Origin of the sequence: Cryobacterium sp. PH29-G1 (assembly GCF_030063365.1) — a bacterium.
GTDB lineage: Bacteria > Actinomycetota > Actinomycetes > Actinomycetales > Microbacteriaceae > Cryobacterium.
In genome coordinates, this window is record NZ_JASISY010000003.1 from 241,398 (window position 1) to 263,653 (window position 22,256).

General features: G+C 65.4%; 21 protein-coding genes and 2 tRNA genes. 15 read left to right on the top strand and 8 right to left on the bottom strand.

The features are described 5' to 3' along the window. Positions 1-208: 208 nt before the first annotated feature. The 3 genes from QMK22_RS05770 to QMK22_RS05780 are packed head-to-tail and all read left to right on the top strand — an operon-like array spanning position 209 to position 1,780. Complete coding sequence (locus QMK22_RS05770) at positions 209-565, top strand: sulfur reduction protein DsrE (RefSeq protein ID WP_283496669.1); 357 nt, start codon at positions 209-211, stop codon at positions 563-565. A 46-nt stretch (positions 566-611) separates the two neighbouring features. Then, complete coding sequence (locus QMK22_RS05775) at positions 612-905, top strand: putative quinol monooxygenase (RefSeq protein ID WP_283496670.1); 294 nt, start codon at positions 612-614, stop codon at positions 903-905. 47 nt (positions 906-952) lie between these two features. Next, the gene (locus QMK22_RS05780; RefSeq protein WP_283496671.1) at positions 953-1,780 is read left to right on the top strand and encodes an SDR family NAD(P)-dependent oxidoreductase; all 828 of its coding nucleotides are present in this window, start codon (positions 953-955) and stop codon (positions 1,778-1,780) included. 53 nt (positions 1,781-1,833) lie between these two features. Here the strand turns inward: QMK22_RS05780 and QMK22_RS05785 are convergent, their stop codons facing one another. The 3 genes from QMK22_RS05785 to QMK22_RS05795 all read right to left on the bottom strand — a co-directional run bounded on the left by QMK22_RS05785 (position 1,834) and on the right by QMK22_RS05795 (position 4,736). Then, positions 1,834-2,442, bottom strand: a complete 609-nt coding sequence (locus QMK22_RS05785) for an FGGY-family carbohydrate kinase (protein ID WP_283496672.1) — start codon at positions 2,440-2,442, stop codon at positions 1,834-1,836. 273 nt (positions 2,443-2,715) lie between these two features. Next, positions 2,716-4,215: an MFS transporter gene (locus tag QMK22_RS05790; protein ID WP_283496673.1), complete on the bottom strand. Its 1,500-nt coding sequence runs from the start codon at positions 4,213-4,215 to the stop codon at positions 2,716-2,718. Beyond that, positions 4,212-4,736 (bottom strand): MarR family winged helix-turn-helix transcriptional regulator, encoded by a 525-nt coding sequence (locus QMK22_RS05795; RefSeq protein ID WP_283496674.1) that lies wholly within the window; start codon positions 4,734-4,736, stop codon positions 4,212-4,214. The genes QMK22_RS05790 and QMK22_RS05795 overlap by 4 nt, the downstream gene beginning before the upstream one ends. Before the next feature lie 82 nt (positions 4,737-4,818). On the opposite strand from QMK22_RS05795, the gene QMK22_RS05800 reads away from it, so the two are divergent. Further along, positions 4,819-5,667: an alpha/beta fold hydrolase gene (locus tag QMK22_RS05800; protein ID WP_283496675.1), complete on the top strand. Its 849-nt coding sequence runs from the start codon at positions 4,819-4,821 to the stop codon at positions 5,665-5,667. 9 nt (positions 5,668-5,676) lie between these two features. Next, positions 5,677-6,729: a lipoate-protein ligase LplAB gene (gene lplAB, locus QMK22_RS05805; RefSeq protein ID WP_283496676.1), complete on the top strand. Its 1,053-nt coding sequence runs from the start codon at positions 5,677-5,679 to the stop codon at positions 6,727-6,729. 72 nt (positions 6,730-6,801) lie between these two features. Here lplAB and QMK22_RS05810 read toward each other — a convergent pair whose 3' ends face one another. Further along, complete coding sequence (locus QMK22_RS05810) at positions 6,802-7,140, bottom strand: GNAT family N-acetyltransferase (protein ID WP_283496677.1); 339 nt, start codon at positions 7,138-7,140, stop codon at positions 6,802-6,804. Positions 7,141-7,189: 49 nt separating this feature from the next. Between QMK22_RS05810 and QMK22_RS05815 the strand changes: the two genes are divergently transcribed. Further along, positions 7,190-8,095, top strand: coding sequence for a DNA-methyltransferase (locus tag QMK22_RS05815; RefSeq protein WP_283496678.1), 906 nt, complete (start codon positions 7,190-7,192; stop codon positions 8,093-8,095). After that, complete coding sequence (locus tag QMK22_RS05820) at positions 8,092-9,015, top strand: LLM class F420-dependent oxidoreductase (protein ID WP_283496679.1); 924 nt, start codon at positions 8,092-8,094, stop codon at positions 9,013-9,015. The genes QMK22_RS05815 and QMK22_RS05820 overlap by 4 nt, the downstream gene beginning before the upstream one ends. A gap of 35 nt (positions 9,016-9,050) precedes the next feature. Here the strand turns inward: QMK22_RS05820 and QMK22_RS05825 are convergent, their stop codons facing one another. Then, a complete protein-coding gene (locus QMK22_RS05825) occupies positions 9,051-10,469 on the bottom strand; it encodes a GH1 family beta-glucosidase (protein ID WP_283496680.1) in 1,419 nt (472 codons plus the stop codon). Between the two features lie 112 nt (positions 10,470-10,581). On the opposite strand from QMK22_RS05825, the gene QMK22_RS05830 reads away from it, so the two are divergent. Next, positions 10,582-10,719, top strand: a complete 138-nt coding sequence (locus tag QMK22_RS05830) for a hypothetical protein (RefSeq protein WP_283496681.1) — start codon at positions 10,582-10,584, stop codon at positions 10,717-10,719. Positions 10,720-10,774: 55 nt separating this feature from the next. Then, complete coding sequence (locus tag QMK22_RS05835) at positions 10,775-11,503, top strand: amidase domain-containing protein (protein WP_283496682.1); 729 nt, start codon at positions 10,775-10,777, stop codon at positions 11,501-11,503. Between the two features lie 54 nt (positions 11,504-11,557). Here the strand turns inward: QMK22_RS05835 and pgm are convergent, their stop codons facing one another. After that, on the bottom strand, positions 11,558-13,174 hold the full coding sequence (gene pgm / locus QMK22_RS05840; protein ID WP_283496683.1) for a phosphoglucomutase (alpha-D-glucose-1,6-bisphosphate-dependent): 1,617 nt from the start codon (positions 13,172-13,174) through the stop codon (positions 11,558-11,560). Between the two features lie 35 nt (positions 13,175-13,209). Here pgm and pheA point away from each other — a divergent pair, with 35 nt between their 5' ends. After that, complete coding sequence (pheA, locus tag QMK22_RS05845) at positions 13,210-14,166, top strand: prephenate dehydratase (protein ID WP_283496684.1); 957 nt, start codon at positions 13,210-13,212, stop codon at positions 14,164-14,166. 20 nt (positions 14,167-14,186) lie between these two features. On the opposite strand, the gene QMK22_RS05850 is transcribed toward pheA, so the two are convergent. Further along, positions 14,187-15,182 carry a diacylglycerol/lipid kinase family protein gene (locus QMK22_RS05850; RefSeq protein WP_283496685.1) on the bottom strand — a complete coding sequence of 332 codons (996 nt, stop codon included), beginning with the start codon at positions 15,180-15,182 and terminating at the stop codon, positions 14,187-14,189. Between the two features lie 63 nt (positions 15,183-15,245). On the opposite strand from QMK22_RS05850, the gene serS reads away from it, so the two are divergent. The 5 genes from serS to QMK22_RS05875 all read left to right on the top strand — a co-directional run bounded on the left by serS (position 15,246) and on the right by QMK22_RS05875 (position 19,188). Then, positions 15,246-16,526 carry a serine--tRNA ligase gene (gene serS / locus QMK22_RS05855; protein ID WP_283496686.1) on the top strand — a complete coding sequence of 427 codons (1,281 nt, stop codon included), beginning with the start codon at positions 15,246-15,248 and terminating at the stop codon, positions 16,524-16,526. Beyond that, on the top strand, positions 16,523-17,380 hold the full coding sequence (locus tag QMK22_RS05860; RefSeq protein ID WP_349360672.1) for an HAD family hydrolase: 858 nt from the start codon (positions 16,523-16,525) through the stop codon (positions 17,378-17,380). The genes serS and QMK22_RS05860 overlap by 4 nt, the downstream gene beginning before the upstream one ends. A 131-nt stretch (positions 17,381-17,511) precedes the next feature. Further along, positions 17,512-17,596 (top strand) — tRNA-Ser (locus tag QMK22_RS05865). 117 nt (positions 17,597-17,713) lie between these two features. Further along, the gene (locus tag QMK22_RS05870) at positions 17,714-18,997 is read left to right on the top strand and encodes an LCP family protein (protein ID WP_283496687.1); all 1,284 of its coding nucleotides are present in this window, start codon (positions 17,714-17,716) and stop codon (positions 18,995-18,997) included. A 102-nt stretch (positions 18,998-19,099) separates the two neighbouring features. Then, positions 19,100-19,188, top strand: a tRNA-Ser gene (locus QMK22_RS05875). 136 nt (positions 19,189-19,324) lie between these two features. Here QMK22_RS05875 and QMK22_RS05880 read toward each other — a convergent pair. Continuing rightward, the gene (locus tag QMK22_RS05880) at positions 19,325-22,216 is read right to left on the bottom strand and encodes an FAD-binding and (Fe-S)-binding domain-containing protein (RefSeq protein WP_283496688.1); all 2,892 of its coding nucleotides are present in this window, start codon (positions 22,214-22,216) and stop codon (positions 19,325-19,327) included. Between the last annotated feature and the right edge of the window lie 40 nt (positions 22,217-22,256).

Genomic DNA, 22,256 nt, shown 5'->3' on the forward strand with positions numbered 1-22,256 from the left:
GGCTGCACTCCGAATCCGGCGTCCGGGGCGAGGGGGTGGTGGATTGGGCCACGGCGGGCTGGCGGAGAGTGAGTCATTGTGTTCCTGGCGCTGGGTAAACGGTCTCCCTCGACCCTAGACCGGTCGCGGAGTGCGTGGTTTGACTTTACTAGACTGATCGGTATAGTAGTCAGTGACCAGATCGGTCTACCTAGGAGGTACTAAACGTATGTCAGAATTCAAGATCGCCGTCGTCATCTACGAGCCCATCACATCCGACTCCGCACACGTCTACCGCGGCCTCAAGACCGCGCTGGAATTCAAGCAGGCCGGCGATGACGTCGTCGTACTCTTCGATGGATCGGGCGTTGAAACCCTGGCTGCGATCTCGGCTGCCGGACACCCGATGAACCCACTCGCCGTGGCGCTCGAGGACAACATTCTCGGTGCCTGCGGCTTCTGCGCCAAGTCCCACCACGTCGCCGAACCGATTGCGGCTGCTGGCTGGACGTTGCTCACCGACAACAAGGGCGAAGCAAGCATCCGTAATCTGGTTGTAGCCGGCTACCAGATTCTCAACTTCTAGCCCTCGCAACATCCGCATCTCGAGCCTCAAACCACTAGGAGCACCCGTGACCCTGACCGTTCTCCTCGACCTCCGCCTGAAGCCGGAAGCGCGCGCCGACGCGCCGGGGATGTTGCGCGACATCCTGGCCGGCACGCGCTCCTTCGCCGGGTGCCTGGGCGTTGACGTGCTCCTTGACTCCGCCGATGCCGGGCACGTGATTTTGTTCGAGCGTTGGGAGTCCGTCGAAGCGGATGCGGCCTACCGCGCCTGGCGCGTCGGTGACGGTGCGACCCAGCTCGGCTCGCTCCTGGAGGCCGCCCCGACGATCACATCGTTCACAACCGCTAGCGACATTTAGGTCACTGGCCGCAGTCACCCGCAGAACTTACCGAAAGAAGCTCACACATGAACCTCAACACCCTGGATCTGACCAATCGTCGCGGCATCATCACCGGCGCCGGACAAGGCATCGGCCGGGCGCTCGCGCTCGAATTCGGTCGTCGCGGCGGCCACCTGCTCCTCGTGGGCCGCCAGCTGGCCACACTCACTGAAACCGCTCAGCTTGTTGCTGCCGAGGGCGGAACGACCGAGATCCTGGTCGAAGACCTGACTCAGTCGGATGCCGTGGCGCGAGTCGCGGAGGCGGTGGCCTCGTGGAGTGTCGTTGACCTTTTGGTCAACAATGCCGGCAACGTGCGCGCGGGTCGGCTCGACGCGACCAGCGAAGCGGATGTGCACGCGATGATCGATCTGAACCTCACCGCACCGATCCTGCTGACCAAGAGCCTGCTGCCCGCCCTGCGACAGAGCGGAACAGGGCGCGGCAGTATCCTGCTGAACATTTCCAGCGGGATCGCGCTGGTCGGGATGCCGTTCTACTCGATCTACGCCGCCACGAAGTCGGGCATTGCGCAATTCGGCGAATCATTGCGCCGCGAGCTGATCGGAACCGGCGTGCACGTCGCCACCGTGTACCCCGGCGCAACCGACACGGCCATGATGACGTCGCAGAACGCTGGCGCCGATCTCGGCTGGGAGCGCCGATCGCTCGCCGAGGTCATCACCGACCTCATTGCGGCGTTGGAAGCCGGCGAGCATGAGATCAACACCGCGCCGGAGAGTCGCCGGTCCATGCAGGAGCTGAACGTCACCGATCCTCTGGCCGTCGATGCCGCCCTCGCGCCGGGCCTCGAGGCCCTCGAACTCGCGGTGCGCGACCACCGCAGCATCTAAGAGTCACGGCATCTGATCGTCTGAGCGGGCGCGCTGAACACTCGTGCGCCCGCTCAGGCCGCGGGGTCGTATTGCCGCGGCGCGAAAGTTTGTGCCACGAGTGACCGGAGGCTCTCAAGGGATCCGGTGACGAGACCCTGGACCCGCGCCTGCACGAGCACGTTGCCAATCGCCGTGGCCTCGACCGGCCCGGCAAGCACCCTCAGCCCGGTGTGATTCGCGGTGAGTTGGCACAGCAGTTCGTTTAGAGCCCCGCCACCGACGATGTGCACCGCGCTTACGCGAGTTCCCGACAGCTCGGCGGCGAGTCGCAAGGTATGTGCGTAGGCGGCTGCGAGGCTCTCGATGATGCTGCGCACCAAATCGACGTCCGTGCGGGGTGGCCGCAAACCGTGTTCAGCGCAATACTCGCGGATACGCGTGGGCATGTCGCCGGGCGGCAGAAAACGGGCGTCGTCGACGTCGAAGATCGTGACCGGGCCGCTGACGGCGCCGGCTTGAGCAAGCAGGCCGGAGAGTTCATACGAGGACCCGGCCTGATCCCAGGTGCGCATCGACTCGCTCAGCAGCCACAGGCCCATGACATTGCGCAGGTAGCGCACGCGTCCATCGACGCCGCTTTCGTTGGTGAAGTTGGCGGCCCGACTCGCCGCGCTCAGCACGGGGGCGGAAAGCTCGACGCCGGCGAGCGACCAGGTTCCCGATTCGGCAGCCGAGTACGCTCATTGGCTATACCGCCGTGGACCTGCTGCTGCGCGAAGCGCAGGGCGGAGCCGACTTCGAGCACGAACAGATCGTGTTCCAGCCCGAACTCGTCATTCGCGAATCCACCGCCCCGTAGCCTGTGTGTCCGGGCCCGGGCCCGCTCTCTGGGCCCGTGATAGATCATGGGCCCAGTTTCCGGGCCCGGGCCCGGGCAATAGAGAACGGGGGAGCTAGCGTGGGGCCGTGGCCTCGACGATCGCGATCTCGCGCGTGGCCGTCTCTCGGTTGCGTTCCGCGGCCCGGTCGCGCGCTTCACGCATATCGATACCGGTCTCGCGGGCGCTTCGGTCATCGGCCTCGAGGGGGATCGCATCGACCAGCACGGGCGCGCCACCGGGCACCGCAGCGCCCCCGAGAACGAGAGCGCCACCGGGCACGGGTGTGCCTCGCCGCGCAGGGGCGCCGCGGCCGTCGCCGCTGTGGCGCACGAGCAGTCGGGGGGTGCTGAACGGATGCACGTGCAACCGAAGCCGACGATAACGCACCATCCAGAACAGTACGGCCGCGGCGGCCAGCAGGCCGGAAGCCGCAGCAAGCCCGAGAGCCCAGCGCGGGCCGAAGTAGTCGGCCACCCAGCCGACCAGCGGGGCGCCGAGTGGCGTTCCGCCGACGAAGATGGCCATGTAGAGCGCCATGACGCGGCCGCGCATCTCGGGCCGGGTCGTGGTTTGCACGTAGGCGTTCGCGGTTGTCATGAGGGTCAGTGACGACAAGCCGATCAGCGTGAGAGATATGGCGAAACTGGTATATGTCGGCATGACCGCGGCCAGGGCGCAGGAGAACCCGAACAGGGCGGACCCGCCCACCACGAGACGCAGCCGCGCCCGGCTGCGACGAGCAGCGAGCAGAGAACCGATCACCGCACCGATGGCCATGATCGAACTGAGCAGCCCGAACTCGGCGGCGCCCCGGCCGAACTCAATCGTGGCCATGGTCGAGGTGAAGATGGCGAAGTTCAACCCAAAGGTGCCGATCAGAAAGACGGCGATCATGACGACGACAATGTCGGAGCGGCCGCGCACGTAACGAAACCCGGCCATGAGCTGACCGCGTTCCCGGCTCGCTTTCGGCGGCTGCCGCAACTGCTTGGTGCGTAGCAGGGTCATGGCGAAGACCGTCGCGGCGAAGGTGATTGCGTTGATCATGAACACCCAGCCGGCTCCGACGGCCACGGTGAGCAGCCCGGCGGCTGCAGGTCCGATAAGACGGGCGCCGTGGAACGACGCTGAATTGAGGGCGACCGCGTTGGACAGTTTGTCTTCGGAGACGAGTTCGGAGACGAAGGTCTGTCGAGCCGGCGCGTCAATCGCAGCGACGACGCCGAGGCCGAGGGCGAACAGGTAGACATGCCAGAGTTGGGCGATATCCAGAACGGTGAGAATGCCGAGCCCGAGTGCCAGGAGACCCATCAGGGTCTGGGTCAGGATCAGTAGCTTGCGCCGATTGAATCGGTCGGCGATGAGCCCCGACCAGGGCATGAGCACGAGCTGCGGACCGAGCTGCAGAGCCATCGTGATGCCGACCGCCGTCGCGTCATAGTCGGTCAACTGGGTCAGAACGATCCAGTCCTGCGCGGTGCGCTGCATCCAGGTGCCGATGTTTGACACCAGAGCTCCGGCGAACCAGATGCGGTAATTGACGACGCTCAGGGAGCGGAACATGGCACTCAACTGTCGGCGAGCTCCTTCATGATCAGGGTCGCGGCGGCGAGAATACGGTGCTGCTCGGGGCTGAGCTGGGCGACACGATGCACGAGCCAGGCATCTCGGCGCTTGCGCGTCTCCTGCATGATCGCGGCGGCGGCATCCGTTGTTGACAGGACGACCTTGCGCCCATCAAGCGCTGAATCGGTGCGCGAGACCAGCCCGGCGTCGACGAGGCACTTGACGGTGCGGGTCATCGAGGGCGGGGTGACCCGCTCAAAATCGCTGAGCTCGGTGAGCGTCAGTGGACCGTGCAGGTAGAGCACCCCGAGCGCCGAGAATTGCCCGCTACCCAATTCGTTGTCAGCCTTTTGCTGGCGCAGTCGGCGTGCCAGGCGGCCGTTGGCGAGCCGAAATTCGTGGCTGAGTTCGGCGGTGTCGGCTTCCACGACGTTCGGCGCGCCCGGCGTGGCGGCGGCTGGCGTGGCGGCGGCTGGCGTGGTTGTGACGCCCCGTGCCGGGGAGTTGGGAGGTGTTCGGGATTCCATATATGTTTAGCATAGCAAATTAGCCTTGCTAAGTATATGAGTTTCGCGCCATGGGCGGGGCCGAACAGGGCAGACTGGCTGTGTGCCTACATATACGGATGCCTCTGGCCTGGTTGTCACTTATTACGTCTGGCCGGTCGAGGCCGCGCGAGCCGTGATTCAAATCGCGCACGGCGTCGGCGAACACGCCCAGCGCTATGCCGCGCTCGCCGCCGACCTCAACCGAGCGGGATACACCGTCTATGCCGACGATCACCTCGGCCACGGTCAGACCGGACTCGCTCAGCACCGCGGCGACCACACGAAACTCGGCCGGCTCGGCGCGGGTGGGCTGCGCGCGGCTGTAGCCGGCGTGTATCAGTTGAGCGGGATCATCCGCTTAGAGCACCCGAACCTGCCACTCGTGTTGCTCGGGCACAGCTGGGGATCGTTCATGGTGCAGATGATCGTGAACAAACATGCCGCCGAATATGACGCCATCGTGCTCTCCGGTACCGCGTACCGCTGGCCGGGCTATCTCGATGGGGGCGACCTCAACCGCAAACACCACACGCTCGGCACGACCGGTGTCGAGTGGCTCAGCCGCGACCCGGCCGTCGCGCAGGCCTTCGTGGCCGATCCGCTGACCACGGCTACGCCACTGGCGCAGCTGTTCGGCATTCGAGAGGCAGCCCGCCTGTTCGGTCGGCCCGCCCGTGATCTGCCCAGCGACGTACCGGTGCTCCTGCTCGTCGGCGGAGACGATACCGTCGGCGGGGAGCGCAGCGCGCTCAAGCTGGCCAATGCCTATATTCAGCGTTCCGGTCTGCGGGATGTGCGCTTGATCGTGTATCCGGGTGCGCGGCACGAAGTCTTCAATGAGACCAACCGCTCTGAGGTGATCGGCGACCTTGTGGCCTGGCTTAGCGAACACCTGCCACCCACGCCGTAGGCTGGTTTCATGCATGGTGAATATAAGGTTCCGGGCGGCAAGCTCGTCGTCGTTGATCTCGACGTCGTCGACGAAGTCATAACCGACTTTCGACTGGCCGGAGATTTCTTTCTCGAACCCGATGATGCCCTCGAAGACATCAACGCTGCGGTGACCGGTCTGCCAGCTGGCAGCTCGGCGGCCACGATCGCATCCGCCGTGCGCGGTGCGTTGCCAACCGGCGCGATTCTGCTCGGTTTCTCACCGGAAGCCGTTGCCGTTGCCATTCGCCGATCCCTGGCCCAGGCGAGCACCTGGCGGGACTACGACTGGCAGATCATCCACTCGCAGAAGCCTGTCGCGCCCGTTCTGCAGATGGCCCTCGACGAGGTGCTCGCGACCGAGGTCGGCGAAGGTCGCCGGCAGCCCACCCTGCGCATCTGGGAGTGGACCGAGCCGGCCGTCGTCATCGGCAGTTTTCAATCGCTCAAGAACGAGGTCGACCCGGAGAACGCTGCCAAGTACGGCTTCACCGTGGTGCGGCGCATCAGCGGTGGCGGTGCCATGTTCATGGAGGCCGGCTCCGTCATCACCTATTCGATCTATGTGCCGACCGACCTCGTGCAGGGCATGAGCTTCGCCGACTCCTACGCGTTTCTCGACGAATGGGTCATTACCGCGCTCAAATCACTCGGCATCGATGCGTTCTACCAGCCGCTGAACGACATTACGAGCCCGTCCGGCAAGATCGGTGGGGCCGCGCAGAAGCGCCTCGGCAGCGGTGCCGTGCTGCACCACGTCACCATGAGTTACGACATGGACGGCGACAAGATGGTGCAGGTGTTGCGCATCGGCCGGGAGAAGCTCAGCGACAAGGGCATTACGAGCGCCGCAAAGCGTGTGGACCCGCTGCGCAGCCAGACCGGCCTCAGCCGCGCCGCCATCATCGACCGGATGAAAGAGACTTTCACCGGCCTCTATGGCTCCACCGAGGGCGACGTCACCGCCGAGGAATACGCCAAAGCCACCGAGCTGGTCGCGAACAAGTTCAGCACGGAGGCCTGGTTGGCCCGGGTGCCCTAAAGCCGCGCGCAAAGGCAAACAGCGAACCAGCACGCCGCGCACAACGGATGCCGGGACCGGCAGCGCGCGCGCCTACCGTCCGCGGGTCAGCAGATCCTGATATTCGGCGTGCTGGTCGATCCAGCGCGCCACATACGAGCAGTCCGGCGCGACGGGCAGATCGCTGCGCACGCGCACGTCGTCGAGCGCCTGCTCGACCAGAATGCTCGCCAAACCGTGTTGACGCTGGGCCGGATTGACCTCGGTGTGCGTGAAATGCACGGCGGTGGCCGTCGTGACGTAGTCAGCAAGCCCCACGGTCTCGTCGCCGAGCAGCACCGTGTAGCGGCTTTGTGCGGGGTCGTGGCGCACCTGCACCGTGCCGGCTTCGGCCAGATCTTGCGAGTGGATGGTCGTCGATTCAGCAGTCATCCCGACAGACTAAGCGGATAGGTGGCGTGCAGGCTGAAAGAATAGACAAATGCCAAACGCGTGGACACCGACCAGCCCGAGCCGTGTCATTCACGCCAACAACCTTGAGGTGCTGCCCAGCCTGCCCGATGGCGCTTTCACCCTGATCTATCTCGACCCGCCGTTCAACACCGGTCGATCCCAGAAACGGCAAAGCACCACCTCGGTGCGCTCGGTCGCTACCGACGGCTCGCACGCCGTCGGCACGATCACGGGATTTAAGGGGCAGCGCTACGAACGCATCAAGGGTGACCTGCTCGGCTATGACGATCAATTCGAAGACTATTGGGCTTTTCTCGAGCCTCGCCTGATCGAGGCATGGCGGCTGTTGGCCGATGACGGCACGCTCTACCTGCACCTCGATTACCGCGAAGCGCACTACGCCAAGGTGCTGCTGGATGCCCTGTTCGGCCGGGAGTGCTTTCTCAACGAGCTCATCTGGGCGTACGACTATGGCGCGAAATCCAAGAACAAATGGCCCACCAAACACGACACGATTTTGGTCTACGTTAAAAACCCGGCCCGATACTACTTCGACTCGACCACGGTCGACCGGGAGCCGTACATGGCACCGGGTCTGGTCACGCCCGAAAAGGTGGCCAAGGGCAAGCTGCCCACGGATGTCTGGTGGCACACGATCGTCTCGCCCACCGGCAAGGAGAAAACCGGTTACCCCACCCAGAAACCGATCGGAATCCTGCGCCGCATCATCCAGGCGTCGAGCCGCGAACACGACTGGGTGCTCGATTTCTTTGCCGGCAGCGGCACGACCGGAGCAGTCGCGGCCGCGCTCGGCCGCCGCTTCCTGCTGATCGACCAGAACCCCGAAGCACTCGCGGTGATGCGCGCTCGCTTCGATTCGGTTCCGGACGTTGAATTTCTGGAGATACCCGCTCAACCCGAGGAGAACACATGAAGTTTCGCATTTTCACCGAGCCCCAGCAGGGCGCCAGCTACGACGACATTCTGGCGATCGCGCAGGCCACCGAGCGGCTCGGCTTCGACGCCTTCTTCCGCAGCGACCACTACCAGGTCATGGGCGACGGCGACGGCCTGCCTGGCCCGACGGATGCCTGGACCACCCTGGCCGGGCTGGCCCGCGAGACAACACGCATCCGCCTGGGGACCCTCGTCTCTTCGGTCACGTACCGGCCGCCGGGAATTCTTGCCATTCAGGCGGCGCAGGTCGACCAGATGTCGGGTGGGCGGGTGGAACTCGGGCTCGGCACCGGCTGGTTCGAGCAAGAACACCTCGCCTATGGCATTCCCTTTCCGGCCAAGCGGTTCGGCATGCTCGAGGAACAGCTCGAAGTGATCACGGGGCTCTGGAACACCCCGGTCGGGGCTCGGTACAACTTCGCCGGCGAGCACTATACCCTCGTCGATTCGCCGGCGCTGCCGAAGCCCACGCAAACCCGGGTTCCGGTGATCGTCGGTGGTGGCGGGGCCAGGCGCACGCCGAAACTCGCCGCCCGCTTTGCGACCGAGTTCAACCTGCCGTTTCCAGACTTCGCAGACATCTCTGCCAAATACGACGGCGTGCGCGCGGCCTGCGTGGCCATCGACCGCGACCCGGCCGAGTTGACCTATTCGGCAGCGCTGATCGCCGTCGGTGGGCAGAACGAGGCCGAGTTCGCCCGCCGGGCGGCCGCCGTCGGTCGCGAGCCGGCCGAGTTGCGTGAGCACGGCCTCGCCGGTACCGCCGCCGAGATCGTCGACCGGCTCGGCAGCCTGGCCGATGCCGGCGTGGAGAGCGTCTACCTGCAGATCATGGACCTCTCCGACCTCGAGCACCTGGAGTTCTTGGCGGCCGAGGTGGTTCCGCACCTGAGCTGAGGCGCAGGCCGCGAGACCTGATGTGGCGGCCGGCGTCAGGACCCCGCGTGTGCCGTCCGAATGTGCGCCGCGTACATGCGCCCGCTGTCTTTCACCGTGCGTTCGAGCGTTTTGTAGTCGACCCGCACGATGCCGAACCGTTTCTCGTAGCCGTAGGACCACTCAAAGTTGTCCAGCAGCGACCAGACGAAGTACCCGCGCACATCGGCGCCGGCCGCGATCGCTTCGCCCATTTTATTGATGTGCGCCACGATGTACTCCGTGCGTTCCAGGTCGTGCACACCGCCGTCGGCGCTCACCGTGTCGTCGTAGGCCGCGCCGTTTTCGGTCACGTAGAGCGGCGGCAGCCGGTCATACTCCTGGCCCAGCCGCACCAGCAGCAGTCGCAGGCCGTCGGGGTTGACCTCCCAGTCCATTGCGGTGCGCGGCAGGTCCCGGCTCGGAAAGCTGATGTATTCCGAGCCGATCCATGGTGACCCGACCGGTCGGGTGGCGCCGCCGGCGTGGCCATCGCCCGCTGTGGCATCCGCATGCCCGCTCACGAGGTCATCGTGGTAGTGGTTGACGCCCAGAAAATCCAGCGGAGTACCGATGATCGCCAGGTCGTCGGAGCGGATGACTTCGGCCAGACCGAACGGCTCCAGATCGCGCAGGGTGTCTTTGGGGTAGGCGCTGCGCAGCAACGGGTCGAGAAAGATGCGGTTCGCGAGCGAGTCGAGCCGCCGAGCCGCCTCGATATCGACCGGGTCAGCGGCATCGCGCGGAACAGCATTGGTGAGATTGAGGGTGATACCGAGGTGCTCTGCCCCGGATGAGCGCAGCGCGTTCACCGCGAGCCCGTGCGCGAGGTGCTGGTGATGCACCGCGGCGACGGCCGCCCGACCGTTTTGCCGACCAGGCGCGTGCACGCCCGATCCGTAGCCGAGCAGCGAGGAGCAGAACGGTTCGTTGAACGTGGTCCAGTGGGTGACCCGATCGCCGAGCGCGGAGTAGACATCCGTTGCGTAGTCGACGAAACGGTAGGCGGTGTCGCGGTTGGCCCAGCCGCCCTGTTCTTCGAGCGCCTGCGGCAGGTCCCAGTGGTACAGGGTGAGCCAGGGCAGGATGCCGGCGCCGAGCAGCTCGTCGACGAGTCGGGAGTAGAAGTCGAGTCCCTCCGGGTTCACGGCCCGATCACCCGGGCGAACCCGCGCCCAACTAGTGGAGAACCGGTAGGAGTCGAGGCCGAGCGAGGCCATGAGGCCCACATCGGCGGGCATCCGGTGATAGTGGTCCACGGCTGTTTCCAGGTCGTCGCCGCCCGCGATGGCGCCCGGTACGCGCGCGAAGGCATCCCAGATTGAATCCTCCTTGCCGCCGGCGTGGCCGGCGCCCTCGATCTGCGCGGCGGCGGTGGCCGACCCCCAGATAAATCCGTGCGGCCAGCTGAACGGTGTGGGTTTGATCTGCGACATGACGTCACGCTACCCTGCTGCACCGGGTTCAACCAGTTATTGGCGTCACGTGTTGCCCCCTTTGCCGGGACGGACTCAGGACTCTGCGAGGCCACGCGGCTAAGCTCGAATCATGCTGCAGAACAACGAACCCACGGAGGCCGACCAGCGCCGCCTCCGCCGCCGGTTTCTGGTCGGCGTCATCATCGTCGGAGCGCTTGTGGCCCTCGCGGCGGTCGCGCTCTATCTGACCGCGGTCCTGAACGCCTAAGCGGCACCCCAAACCAAACCGAACGAAACCCGAACGAAGTGAGTACATTGTGCAGTTGACCCGATGGCAGCGAATCGGCCTGACGTCGGCCGTGGGAGCAGTGCTCGCAGTCGGCGCGACCGCGCTGGTCGTGCAGGCCGTCGAGGGCGCCTCGACCCCGGTGAACTCGGCACGGCCCACGGATGCCGCCACCCCGGCCGCAACGGATGACCCGGCGCGCGCCACCCCGACCGACCCGGCTGCCGCGGTCGCTGTGGAGCCGCCTGCCGAGCCGACGGCCGAGCCCGAACCGGCACTCGACGACTCCGTTACTGTGCAAATGGACTACGCGCTCGCCCACTGGAAGCTGGAAAACTACAACACGGCCGAGTGGGGCGTGCTCGGCGAGAACGACTGCGTCAATTTCGCCAGCCAGATCATGATCGCGCGTGGCTGGACCATGGACGACGTCTGGTCGAGTCCGAAAAACGGCAACGCCTACGACGCCTCGGCGGCCTGGCGCAGCTCCACCGCCTTCATGAACTACCTCAAGTCAACCGGCAAGGCCACGGCCCTGACCGATCAGCAGCGCGACCAGGTTAAGGTCGGCGACATCGTGCAGTTCGACTGGGACAACAGCGGCGACCGCGACCACACCGGCATCGTCACCAAGGTTGAGCGGGTCGGCGACACCATCTCGATTTCATTTGCCGGGCACACCCTGGACTCCGATTACCGCTCGGTCGACACCGCGATCACGGTGGACCACCCGGGCGGAACCGCGTACTACTGGAGTGTTCCGTAGCCCGCAGGTGGCGGTAGCGCCGCCGCCGGCGATTTGCAGGCAGCGGGCGAACACCTAAGCGATAGCGTCGTCGACGATGGCCTTCGCCTCGGCCTGTACGCGGGCGAGGTGGTCGACCCCGAGAAAGGACTCGGCGTAGATTTTGTAGACGTCTTCGGTGCCGCTGGGCCTGGCCGCGAACCAGGCGTTCTCGGTCGTGACCTTTACGCCGCCGATGGCCGCTCCGTTGCCCGGCGCCACGCTGAACGCCCCGGTGATTTTCTCGCCCGCGAGCTCGGTGGCCGTGATCATCGAACCGTCCAACTTTGCCAGTGCGGCCTTCTGCGCCGGCGTGGCCGCGGCATCCACTCGGGCATAGGCGGGTGCACCGAAGTGCGCGGCCAGCTCTTCGTAGCGCTGGCTCGGTGTCTTGCCGGTCACCGCGAGAATCTCGGAGGCCAGCAGAGCGAGCAGAATGCCGTCCTTGTCGGTGGTCCAGACGGAGCCGTCGAACCGCACGAAGCTCGCGCCGGCGCTCTCTTCGCCGCCGAAAGCCACGGAACCGTCGATGAGGCCGGGTACAAACCACTTGAAGCCCACCGGAACCTCCCACAGGTCACGGCCGAGAAAGCCGGTGACCCGGTCGATCATCGTGGACGAGACCAGGGTCTTGCCCACCGCGGCGTCGGGCTTCCAGCCTTCGCGGTGGCTGTACAGGTAGTCGATGGCGACGGCCAGAAAATGGTTCGGGTTCATCAGACCGCCGTCGGGCGTGACGATGCCGTGCCGGTCGGCGTCGGCGTCGTTGCCGGTGAGAATGTCGTACTCGTCTTTGTGAGCGACAACGGATGCCATCACCGAGGCACTCGACGGATCCATCCGGATCTTCTCGTCCCAGTCCAGAGTCATGAATCGCCAGGTGGGGTCAACGGTGGGGTTGACCACGACCAGGTCGATCTCGTAGCGGTCGCGGATAGCACCCCAGTAGCCCACGCTCGCGCCGCCGAGCGGGTCGGCCCCGATGCGGATTCCGCTGGTGCGGATGGCCTGCATATCGATGATGTTCTCAAGGTCGTTCACGTAGTTGCCGCGAAAGTCGTAGGTCTCCACGGCGCTCGGCTCGCTCATCAGCACGCCCACCAAACCGCCGGCGATGAGTTCGTTGGCCCGGTTCGCGATCCAGGAGGTGGCATCGCTGTCGGCGGGTCCGCCGTGCGGCGGGTTGTACTTGAACCCGCCGTCCATCGGCGGGTTATGGCTCGGGGTGACGACGATGCCGTCGGCCAGGTCGCCGTGCTCGGCTCGGTTGTACGCCAAAATCGCGTGCGACAGCGACGGTGTCGGTACGTAGTCGTCGAACTCGTCCACCAGCACGCGCACGCCGTTGGCGACGAGCACCTCGAGGGCGGTGGTGTACGCCGGGCCGCTGAGGGCGTGCGGGTCGGTGCCGATGAAGAGGGGGCCGGTGATTCCCTGACCGGCGCGGTACTCCACGATCGCCTGCGTTGTCGCACTGATGTGATCCTCGTTGAACGCGGTGTTCAATGAACTACCGCGATGCCCGGACGTGCCGAAAACGACCCGCTGGGCCGGCACCGCGACATCCGGTTTCAAGTCGTAGTAGGCCTTGATCAGAGAATCAACGTCGATCAGATCAGATTCCAGGGCTGGTGTTCCCGCGCGTTCGCTCATGATCACAGTCTGGCACCCCCAGTAGGCTGAGAGCCATGCCCGACTCGCCGAATCCGCCCAAATCTCAGACGTACAGTTATCTCGGCCCGGCCGGCACGTTTACCGAAGCGGCGCTCGCGCAGGTTGCCGAGGCGCGCGACCAGATCTGGCGCCCGGTCAATAACGTCGGTGAAGCCTTCGCCGACGTCATAACCGGCCGCAGCGTCGCCGCGATGATCGCCATTGAGAATTCGGTCGACGGCGGCGTCACCGCCACCCAGGATGCGCTCGCGAGTGTGCCGAATCTGCGCATCATCGGTGAATACCTCGTGCCGGTGAATTTCGTGCTCGTGGCCCGGCCCGGCACGGTTCTGGCCGATGTCCACGTCATCAACGCGCATCCGGTCGCCTACGGGCAGTGCCGCAACTGGCTTGAACGTACGCTGCCCAGCCACGGTCATATCCCGGCCTCCAGCAACGTCGCCGCCGCTTCTGCGTTGTTGGACAACGACCAGGCGGATGCCGCGATCGCCCCGCCCGGCATCGACAAGCACCACGACCTCGTCGTGCTCGCCTCAGCGATCGGTGACAACCCGAACGCGGTCACCCGGTTCGTGCTCGTCGCCCGCACCGCCGAACTGACCGTGCCGACCGGAGCCGACAAGACCAGCCTCATTATTGAGCTGCCGAGTGACCGCTCGGGCGCCCTGCTCGAGATGCTCGAGCAGTTCGCTACCCGCGGCGTCAACCTCAGCCTGATTCAGTCCCGGCCGATCGGCGATTCCCTCGGCCGCTATCGCTTTGTCGTCGACGCCGACGGGCATATTCTCGACGAACGTGTAGCCGACGCGCTGCTGGGTCTTCGGCGCTTCAGTCCGAAGGTGATCTTTCTGGGATCGTATCCGCGAGCTGACAAACGCCCCATCGAATTCACCCCTCGCTACGACGACGGCATTTTCATCGAGGCGCGGGACTGGTTGCGCGGCCTAATCGCGGGGGAGCCGGCCGAGTAGAGCCGGCCCGGTCGTTCCGCTCAGCTGTCCGACTCAGCGGGCACGCGCACGATCAGCGCACCGGCATCGGCGTGCAGCCGAACCTTGCGGACCAGACCGAATTCATCGCCGTCGAGCTCGAAGTCCTGCGCGTGTTCGAGTGCGATCCGAATATCGGCCCCGCGCAGGGTCGTCATGACCCGCTCGTTCGACGACTCCGTAGCGGCAATCATGCGCCGGCCCACCGCCGAGCGCCGCAGCACCCCGTTCTCCCAGGTCACCCGGCGCCAAATGGTTAGCCAGCCGAACAAGCCCTTGGGCTGCAGCACGGCAATGTCGAGAATGCCGTCATCGAGACGCGCATCGGGCAAAAACTGCAGGTTGCCCGGCAGTAGTCCGCAGTTGGCCACGAGAATGGCGCTCACCTGCGCCGGCCGGTCGGTTCGGCCCGCAACGCTGTAGCGGATGCGAAATGGCCTCGCCTTCGGCAGCGCCCGCGCCACACCGTCCACGTAGGCGAGCCACCCCACCTGCTTCTTCAAATCGTCACTTGTGTGCGCAATCATCTGCGCGTCGAGGCCAAGCCCGGCCATGACCAGAAAGACGTGTTCCTCTACGGCGCCGGACTCGGTGGTCACGCTCGCCACTCCGAGGTCGATGGGCTTGTCCGCGCCGCTGAAGGCGATCGTGGTCGCGGCGTCGATACTCCCGAGCGGCAGCAGCAAATTGCGGGCCAGTAGATTGCCGGTGCCCGACGGCACGATCGCCATGCGCACGCCGGAATCCCGCAGCGCCTCGGCCACCGCCCGCACCGTGCCGTCGCCGCCCGCAGAGACCACCATCGCGGCGTCCGCATCGAGGGCCCGTTGGGTGGCGGCTTGGCCGACATCGTCGACGCTCGTTTCAAACCACTGCGTTTCGGCCCACCCGGCGGCTCGTGCGGCCGCGTCTACGCTCGCGCGCAGCTTGTCGAGGTCGACTTTCACTGGGTTGTACACGACGGCGGCGTGCTGATTGAGGTTTCCGGAGGCGCTCACGAGGCCTAGGCTACTGGGTTGCCCTCGCGATTGCCCGTCGGCGCGCACTTGTAGACTGGCCGGGTGATTGATCCGGTGCTGTTACGCGAAAACCCTGACCTCTTCAAGCGTTCGCAGGAGGCCCGTGGCGACTCCGTTGAGGCGGTGGATGCCGCGCTCGCCGCCGACGCCGAACGCCGTTCCACGATTACCGCATTCGAAGATCTGCGGGCCGCGCAGAACGTCTTCGGCAAGCGCGTGGCCGCGGCGCCCGGCGCAGAGAAGAAGGCTCTCGTTGCCCAAGCGCAGAGCCTCGCCGCCGAGGTGAAGGCTGCCGGAGTCGTGGCCGGCGAGGCCGACGCCCGCTTCACCGCGATCGTCAAAACCATCGCGAACCCGATCATCGACGGCGTTCCGGCCGGCGACGAGGCCAACTTTGCCACCCTGCGCACCCACGGCGACGCCCCGGTGTTCGATTTTGAGCCGCGCGATCACCTGGAGCTGGGCGAACTGCTCGGCGCCATCGACATGGCGCGCGGTGCCAAGGTTTCCGGAACCCGCTTCTACTTTCTGAAGGGTATCGGCGCCCGCCTCGAGATCGCCCTCATGAACATGGCGCTTGACCGGGCGCTCGAAGCCGGCTTCGTGCCGCTCATCACCCCCACCCTCGTGCGCCCCGAGATCATGGACGGCACCGGTTTTCTCGGCGAACACAATGACGAGGTCTATTACCTGCCCGCCGATGACCTCTACCTCACCGGCACCAGCGAGGTCGCGCTCGCCGGGTATCACAAAGATGAGATCCTCGACTTGTCCGAGGAACCCCTGCGCTACGCCGGCTGGTCCACCTGCTACCGCCGTGAAGCGGGTTCGGGCGGAAAAGACACCCGCGGCATCATTCGTGTGCACCAGTTCAACAAGCTCGAAATGTTCACCTACGTACTGCCCGAAAATGCCGCGGCCGAGCACGACCGTCTCGTCGCCCTGCAGGAGGGCATGTTGCGCTCCCTCGGCCTCAGCTACCGCGTGATCGACGTCGCCGCCGGTGACCTCGGATCGAGCGCCGCCCGCAAGTTCGACATCGAAGCCTGGGTTCCCACCCAGAATGCCTACCGCGAGCTCACCAGCACGAGCAACTGCACCACGTACCAGGCGCGCCGGCTGGACATCCGCTATCGCACCGAATCGGGTAAGACCGCGCCGGTCGCCACCCTCAACGGCACACTCGCGACCACCCGTTGGCTCGTCGCCATGCTGGAAACTCACCAGCAGGCGGATGGCTCGGTGCGCGTTCCCAACGCGCTCCAGCCGTACCTCGGCGGCCTTGAGGTGCTCACGCCCCTTCCGGTGCGGGGCGCGAAGTGACCAACGATATGACCGCCGCCCAGACGACCGCTGGCGCGCCATCCGCTGCCGTGACCTCTCAACCGTGGCTCGTTGCCCTCGATATTGACGGCACCACCATGCACGAAGACGGGTCGATCAGCCAGGCCGTGATCGATGAGGTCACCCGGCTGGCCGCGGCCGGCCACGAGATCATGCTGGCGACCGGGCGCTCGGCTGCCGCCGCACTGCCGGTGCTCGACCGGCTCGGCATTTCGCCGCGCTATGTGGTCTGCTCCAACGGCGCCATCACCATGCACCGAGACGCTTCGGCTCCCATGGGCTACCGGCGCGAATGGGTGGAAACCTTCGACCCGAGCGACGTGCTCGTGTCGATTCGCGCGCACCTCGGCGCCGCCCGGTTCGCGGTCGAAGACGAGCACGGTTTTTACCGTTACACCGAGCCGATTCCCGATGCCACCATCGGTATGGATAGCGAACGGGTCGATTTCGACGAACTGCTCAAGCACCGGGCAACGCGCGTTGTCGTCATCTCGCCCGACCACGACATGGAAGATTTTCTCCGCGTCGTGGAACGCATGGGACTGAATCGGGTGAGTTACGCGATCGGCTGGACTGCGTGGCTTGATATCGCCCCGGATGGTGTAAACAAGGCGACCGCTCTGGAACGGGTACGCCGCGAGGTCGGGGTTCCCCGTGACCGGGTCATGGCCGTCGGCGACGGCCGCAATGACATCGACATGCTCGAGTGGGCCGGCGAATTCGGTCGGGGAGTGGTCATGGCCGAGTCGCCCGACGACGTGCTGGCGGCGGGCTCCGAGATCACCGGCACCGTAGAACTCGACGGACTCGCCACGGCCTTGCGCACGCTCTAACGGGCATCCAGCCGTCTTTCAGCTTGCGCTGTCACTCTGCTCTGTCAGCCTGCGTCGTCTGCCATCAGCTAGAATCGGGCCAGTTCGCCCAATTCTTTCCACGCAGCACCTTGCGCGGGAATGGGCAACCGGGAGGGCTGTCCGAGCGGCCGATGGAGCCAGTCTTGAAAACTGGTGGGCAGAAATGTCTCGTGGGTTCGAATCCCACGCCCTCCGCAGCACGATCTGCGGTGCAATTCCAACGCAGTACGGCTTCACAGCAAGGAATATGACCGGCGCACAACGAATGTCGCCTCAGGCCGACCCAGTCGGCAACCCGATGAGAGGACATGAATGAGCGACCAGCTTCGCCCCCGCACCGCCGGTTCCAAGAATCTCAAAACCGTTGCGCGGCATGGCCGACTGAAGAAGTCGAACGCTGCCGCGACCGTGCTGAAGTTTCTTTCGGCCAGCCTGGCCGTCGTTCTGGTCAGCGGGTTCTCCGTGGGCGCCATCGCCGCCTACGACGTGGCCGTAAGCGTGCAGCCCAGCGTGCACCTCGCCAATGAGACCGATGGCCCAGTTCCCTCGATCGGTGCCATCGACGGCGGCGTGAACATGCTCGTCGTCGGTAGTGACAGCCGCGTCGGCCAGGACGCGGTTTTCGGCCCGGAGGATTCCACCGGCGACCTCAACGACGTGACGATGCTGCTCCATATCTCGGAAGACCACAGCAACGCCTCCGTCATCAGTTTTCCCCGCGACATGTTCGTCTCCATCCCCTCCTGCCCCGACCCCGAGGGCGGTTCGTTCAGCGCGATGAGCAGCCAGAAGATTAATACCACCCTCACCTACGGCGGCCTCGCCTGCACCGTGCTGACCGTCGAAAAGCTCACCGGCCTCTCCATCCCGTTCGCGGCCGAGGTTCAGTTCAGCGGTGTCATGGCCATGTCCTCCGCCGTCGGTGGCGTGCCCGTGTGTGTGGCGAGCCGCATCGAAGACGAATACACCGGAACCTTCCTTGACCCCGGCGAGCACGTGCTCGAAGGCTATGAGGCCCTGCAGTTCCTGCGCACCCGCCATGGCGTCGGTGACGGCGGAGACCTCACCCGGATCAACAACCAGCAGCTGTTCATGTCATCGCTCGTGCGCACGATCAAAAGCGCAGACACCCTGTCGGACCCGACCAAGGTCTATGCCCTCGCGAAGGCGGTCACCGCCAACATGCGCCTGTCCGACAGCCTCAACAGCGTGACCACGCTCGCCTCGATTGCCATCGCGCTCAAGGACATCGACCTCACCCAGGTTGTGTTCGCGCAAGTGCCAACCGGCACCGTTGAGGGCGGGCTGAAGGCAATTCAGCCCGCCTTCGACGGCCTGTTTGAGGCGGTTGCCGCCGATGAACCGTTGACCCTGAGCGGAACCACCGGCCGCGGTACCGTGGAAGACCCGAACGCGCCCGTTGAGGCCGTGCCCGATCCAGCCGCGAGCACCGATCCCGCAGCGACCGACGCCCCGGTGGCATCCGATGCTCCCGTGGCCACAGAGGCTCCCGGCGTGGTTCTGTCGGACTCAGTGACCGGGCAAACGGCCGGCGATTACACCTGCACGGCCGGTCGAACACTCAGCAACCAGTAGTCGAGCGCGGGCATCCGCTTTTCAACCGCAAGTGCCGTGGTCAGAACGGGTGCCCGCTATACGGCTAAGATGGACGAGTGTGTTTGCGCAAGCAGGCAACAAGGAGACGTCGCATAGTTCGGCTTAGTGCACCACCCTGCTAAGGTGGAGTACCCGCAAGGGTACCGAGGGTTCAAATCCCTCCGTCTCCGCACATATATATACCCCCTCGCATCCCTGTTTCTCAGGGATGCGAGGGGGTATTTTTATGGCGTCCTCCGGCGTGGCCGAGTGCCCGCCGGTACCAGAGCGCCGCTGGACTCCAGATAGCGTGAGCGCCTGGCGCGGTCAGATCGTGGTGGTGGCCGGTGCCGTCGCGATCAGTCGGGCGGCCAACAGTTCGGCCAAGTGGATGCCGTCCACCTCGGCAAGCTGACTCGCCTGGGTGCGGCAGGAGAAGCCATCCGCCAGGAGAATCGCCCCCGGTGCTGCCGCGCGGAGGGCGGGCAGCATCGCATTCTCGGCAACGGCCACCGACACGTCGAAGTGGCCTTTTTCCATGCCGAAGTTACCGGCCAAGCCACAGCATCCGGCGAGGGGGGTTACGGATGCCCCCAATTCTTCAAGAAGCCGGGCATCGGGCGAAAAGCCCATCACGGAGTGGTGATGGCAATGCGGCTGAACCACGACGTCGCAGCCGTCGAGCCGCGGCGGTGACCACGTACTGGCCGGCCCAACGGGGGTTGGAGCGCTCAGCAACTCGGCCAGCGTATAGGTGTTCTGAGCTATTGCCTGCGCTCGAGGGTCGTCGGGAAAGAGCTCGAGCAGGTCAGAGCGAAGCACGGCGGTACACGAGGGCTCCAACCCGAGAACCGGGATCCCCTCGGCCACGAGCGGATAGAAATCGTCCATCAGCTTTCCGAGGATGCGACGCGCACCGGTCAGTTGACCGGTAGTGATCCAGGTGAGCCCGCAGCAGGCTGGCCGTTCCGGAGTCACGACCGAGTAGCCGGCAGCCTCGAGAACCGCGATGGCGGAGTGGGCAATGGTGGGCGAAAAATTATCGCTGAATGAATCGACCCAGAGCAGCACCTGCTTGTCGCCACGAGGGGCAGGTGAACCCGCTGGCGACTTCCGTTGGCTCGCGGTGAAGGATGTGGCGGCAAATGCGGGGATGGAGCGGCGACTGTCCATGCCGCCGAGCGTGAGAACCAGTTTCTCGATCCATCGCAGCGAAAGAACGGGGTTGATCAGTCGGGACAGGGGGGAGACCAGCCGCGCCCATCGCGGAAGCCAGCCGAGCACGTAGTGCGTGATCGGTCGCAGCCGGCCCTTGTACGTCTGGTGCAGCATTTCCGTCTTGTACGCCGCCATGTCGACACCGGCCGGGCAATCGGAGGAGCAGGCTTTGCACGAGAGGCACAGGTCGAGGGCGTCGTGCACTTCCGGTGCGCGCCAGTCGCGATCGACGAGCGTGCCGTTCGCCATCTCTTGCAGCACGCGGGCGCGGCCGCGGGTGGAGTCTTTCTCATCGTTGGTCGCGATGAATGACGGGCACATGAATCCGCCGGTCGCCGTGTTATCCGCGCGGCATTTGCCGACGCCCACGCAGCGGTGCACGGCCTTGGTGAAGTCCCCGTCGTCGTGGGTGAAGGCCAAACCGTTCACGCTCAGCAACGGCAATGCCGCGGGGCGCCGCAGGTCGCGATCGAGGGGAGCAGGCTGAACAACGACACCGGGGTTGAGCAGATTCTGGGGATCGAAGATGTGCTTGAAGGCGGCGAAGGAAGCGATGGCCTCCCTCGAGTACATCAGGGGCAGAAGCTCGCTTCGTGCTCGCCCGTCGCCGTGCTCGCCGGACAGCGATCCGCCGTGCCGGGCGACCAGCCGGGCCGCATCCTGCATCATGGAGCGCAGGACGTCGCCATCGTGGTCGAGTGGGATGTCCAGGCGGATGTGGATACAGCCGTCGCCGAAGTGACCATAGGGCGCACCTTCGATGCCGTATTCATTGAGCATTGCGTCGAAATCGCGCAGGTATCCGCCCAGATTCTCCGGCGGCACGGCCGCGTCCTCAAACCCCGGCCAGGTCTGGTTGCCGGCCGCCGTGCGTCCGCCGAGACCGGCGCCATCCTCTCGGATACGCCACACCGACTTCGCCGCCGCCGCCGATGTGATGACACGCGCCGAGATGGCCGAGGCGTCCCGGGTGAGCTTGTCGGCACGGTCGAGGGTCTCTCGTCGATCGGACCCGGAGAGCTCGACGAGCAGCCAGCCTGCCCCGGAGGGCAGGTCGGAGACGGCGGCGTCACCACGCATGCGGCGAACGACGTCGACGAGTCGAGCATCCAACCCCTCGATGGCTCCCGGGTGGTGCGTCAAAATGGCCGGCACGGCATCCGCTGCCGCGAACATGCTGGGGTAGCCGAGTACCAACAGAATAGGTTCAACCGGCACGTCAACCAATGTGACCGTCGCCCCGAGCACGACGCCGCAGGTTCCCTCGGTTCCCACCAGCGCTGCGGCCAGATTGCGCCCCTTTTCGGGCAGGAGATGCTCCAGGGAGTATCCGGAGACCTGACGGCCGAACCGCCCCAACTCCGTGCGGAACAGCTCAAGTTTACCCTGGGCGAAGTCTTCCAACCCCGGTACGCCGTCCAGACCAGAACCGGCCGTGAAGCGGCGACCCCGCCCGTCGAGTACATCGAGGTCGACCACGTTGTCTGCCGTGCGTCCGAAGACGAGCGAGTGCGATCCGCAGGCGTTGTTGCCGATCATCCCGCCGATCGTGCAACGCGCCCAGGTGGACGGGTCAGGGCCGAAGCGAAGGCCGTGCACGGCGGCTTTCTTTTGCAGGGCGCCGAGCACCAAGCCGGGTTCGACCCGGGCCGTCCGGGCCTCAGGGTCGATCTCGATGACCCGATTGACCGAGCGGGAGAGGTCCACGACTATGCCCGGACCGATCGAGTTGCCCGCCACTGAGGTGCCGCCGCCGCGCATGGTGAGTGGTGTCGACGTTCTGCGTGAGACGTCTGCGATAGCGAGAACGTCGTCCGTGTCCAGCGGGAAGACAACGACATCGGGGACCACGCGATAGTTCGATGCATCGGTGGAGTATTCAGCTCGGCGGCGTCGGTCTGCATCCACCGGCCCCGCGACGTTTTCTCGTAGCAGGGCGACGATTTCGGCGGTGTCACCCGACGTGCGGGCAGTGGGCAATGTGCTCGGCGAATCAGCCATGAGTAGCATGCTACTCCAGGATGAGCTCCGTTCGGAATGG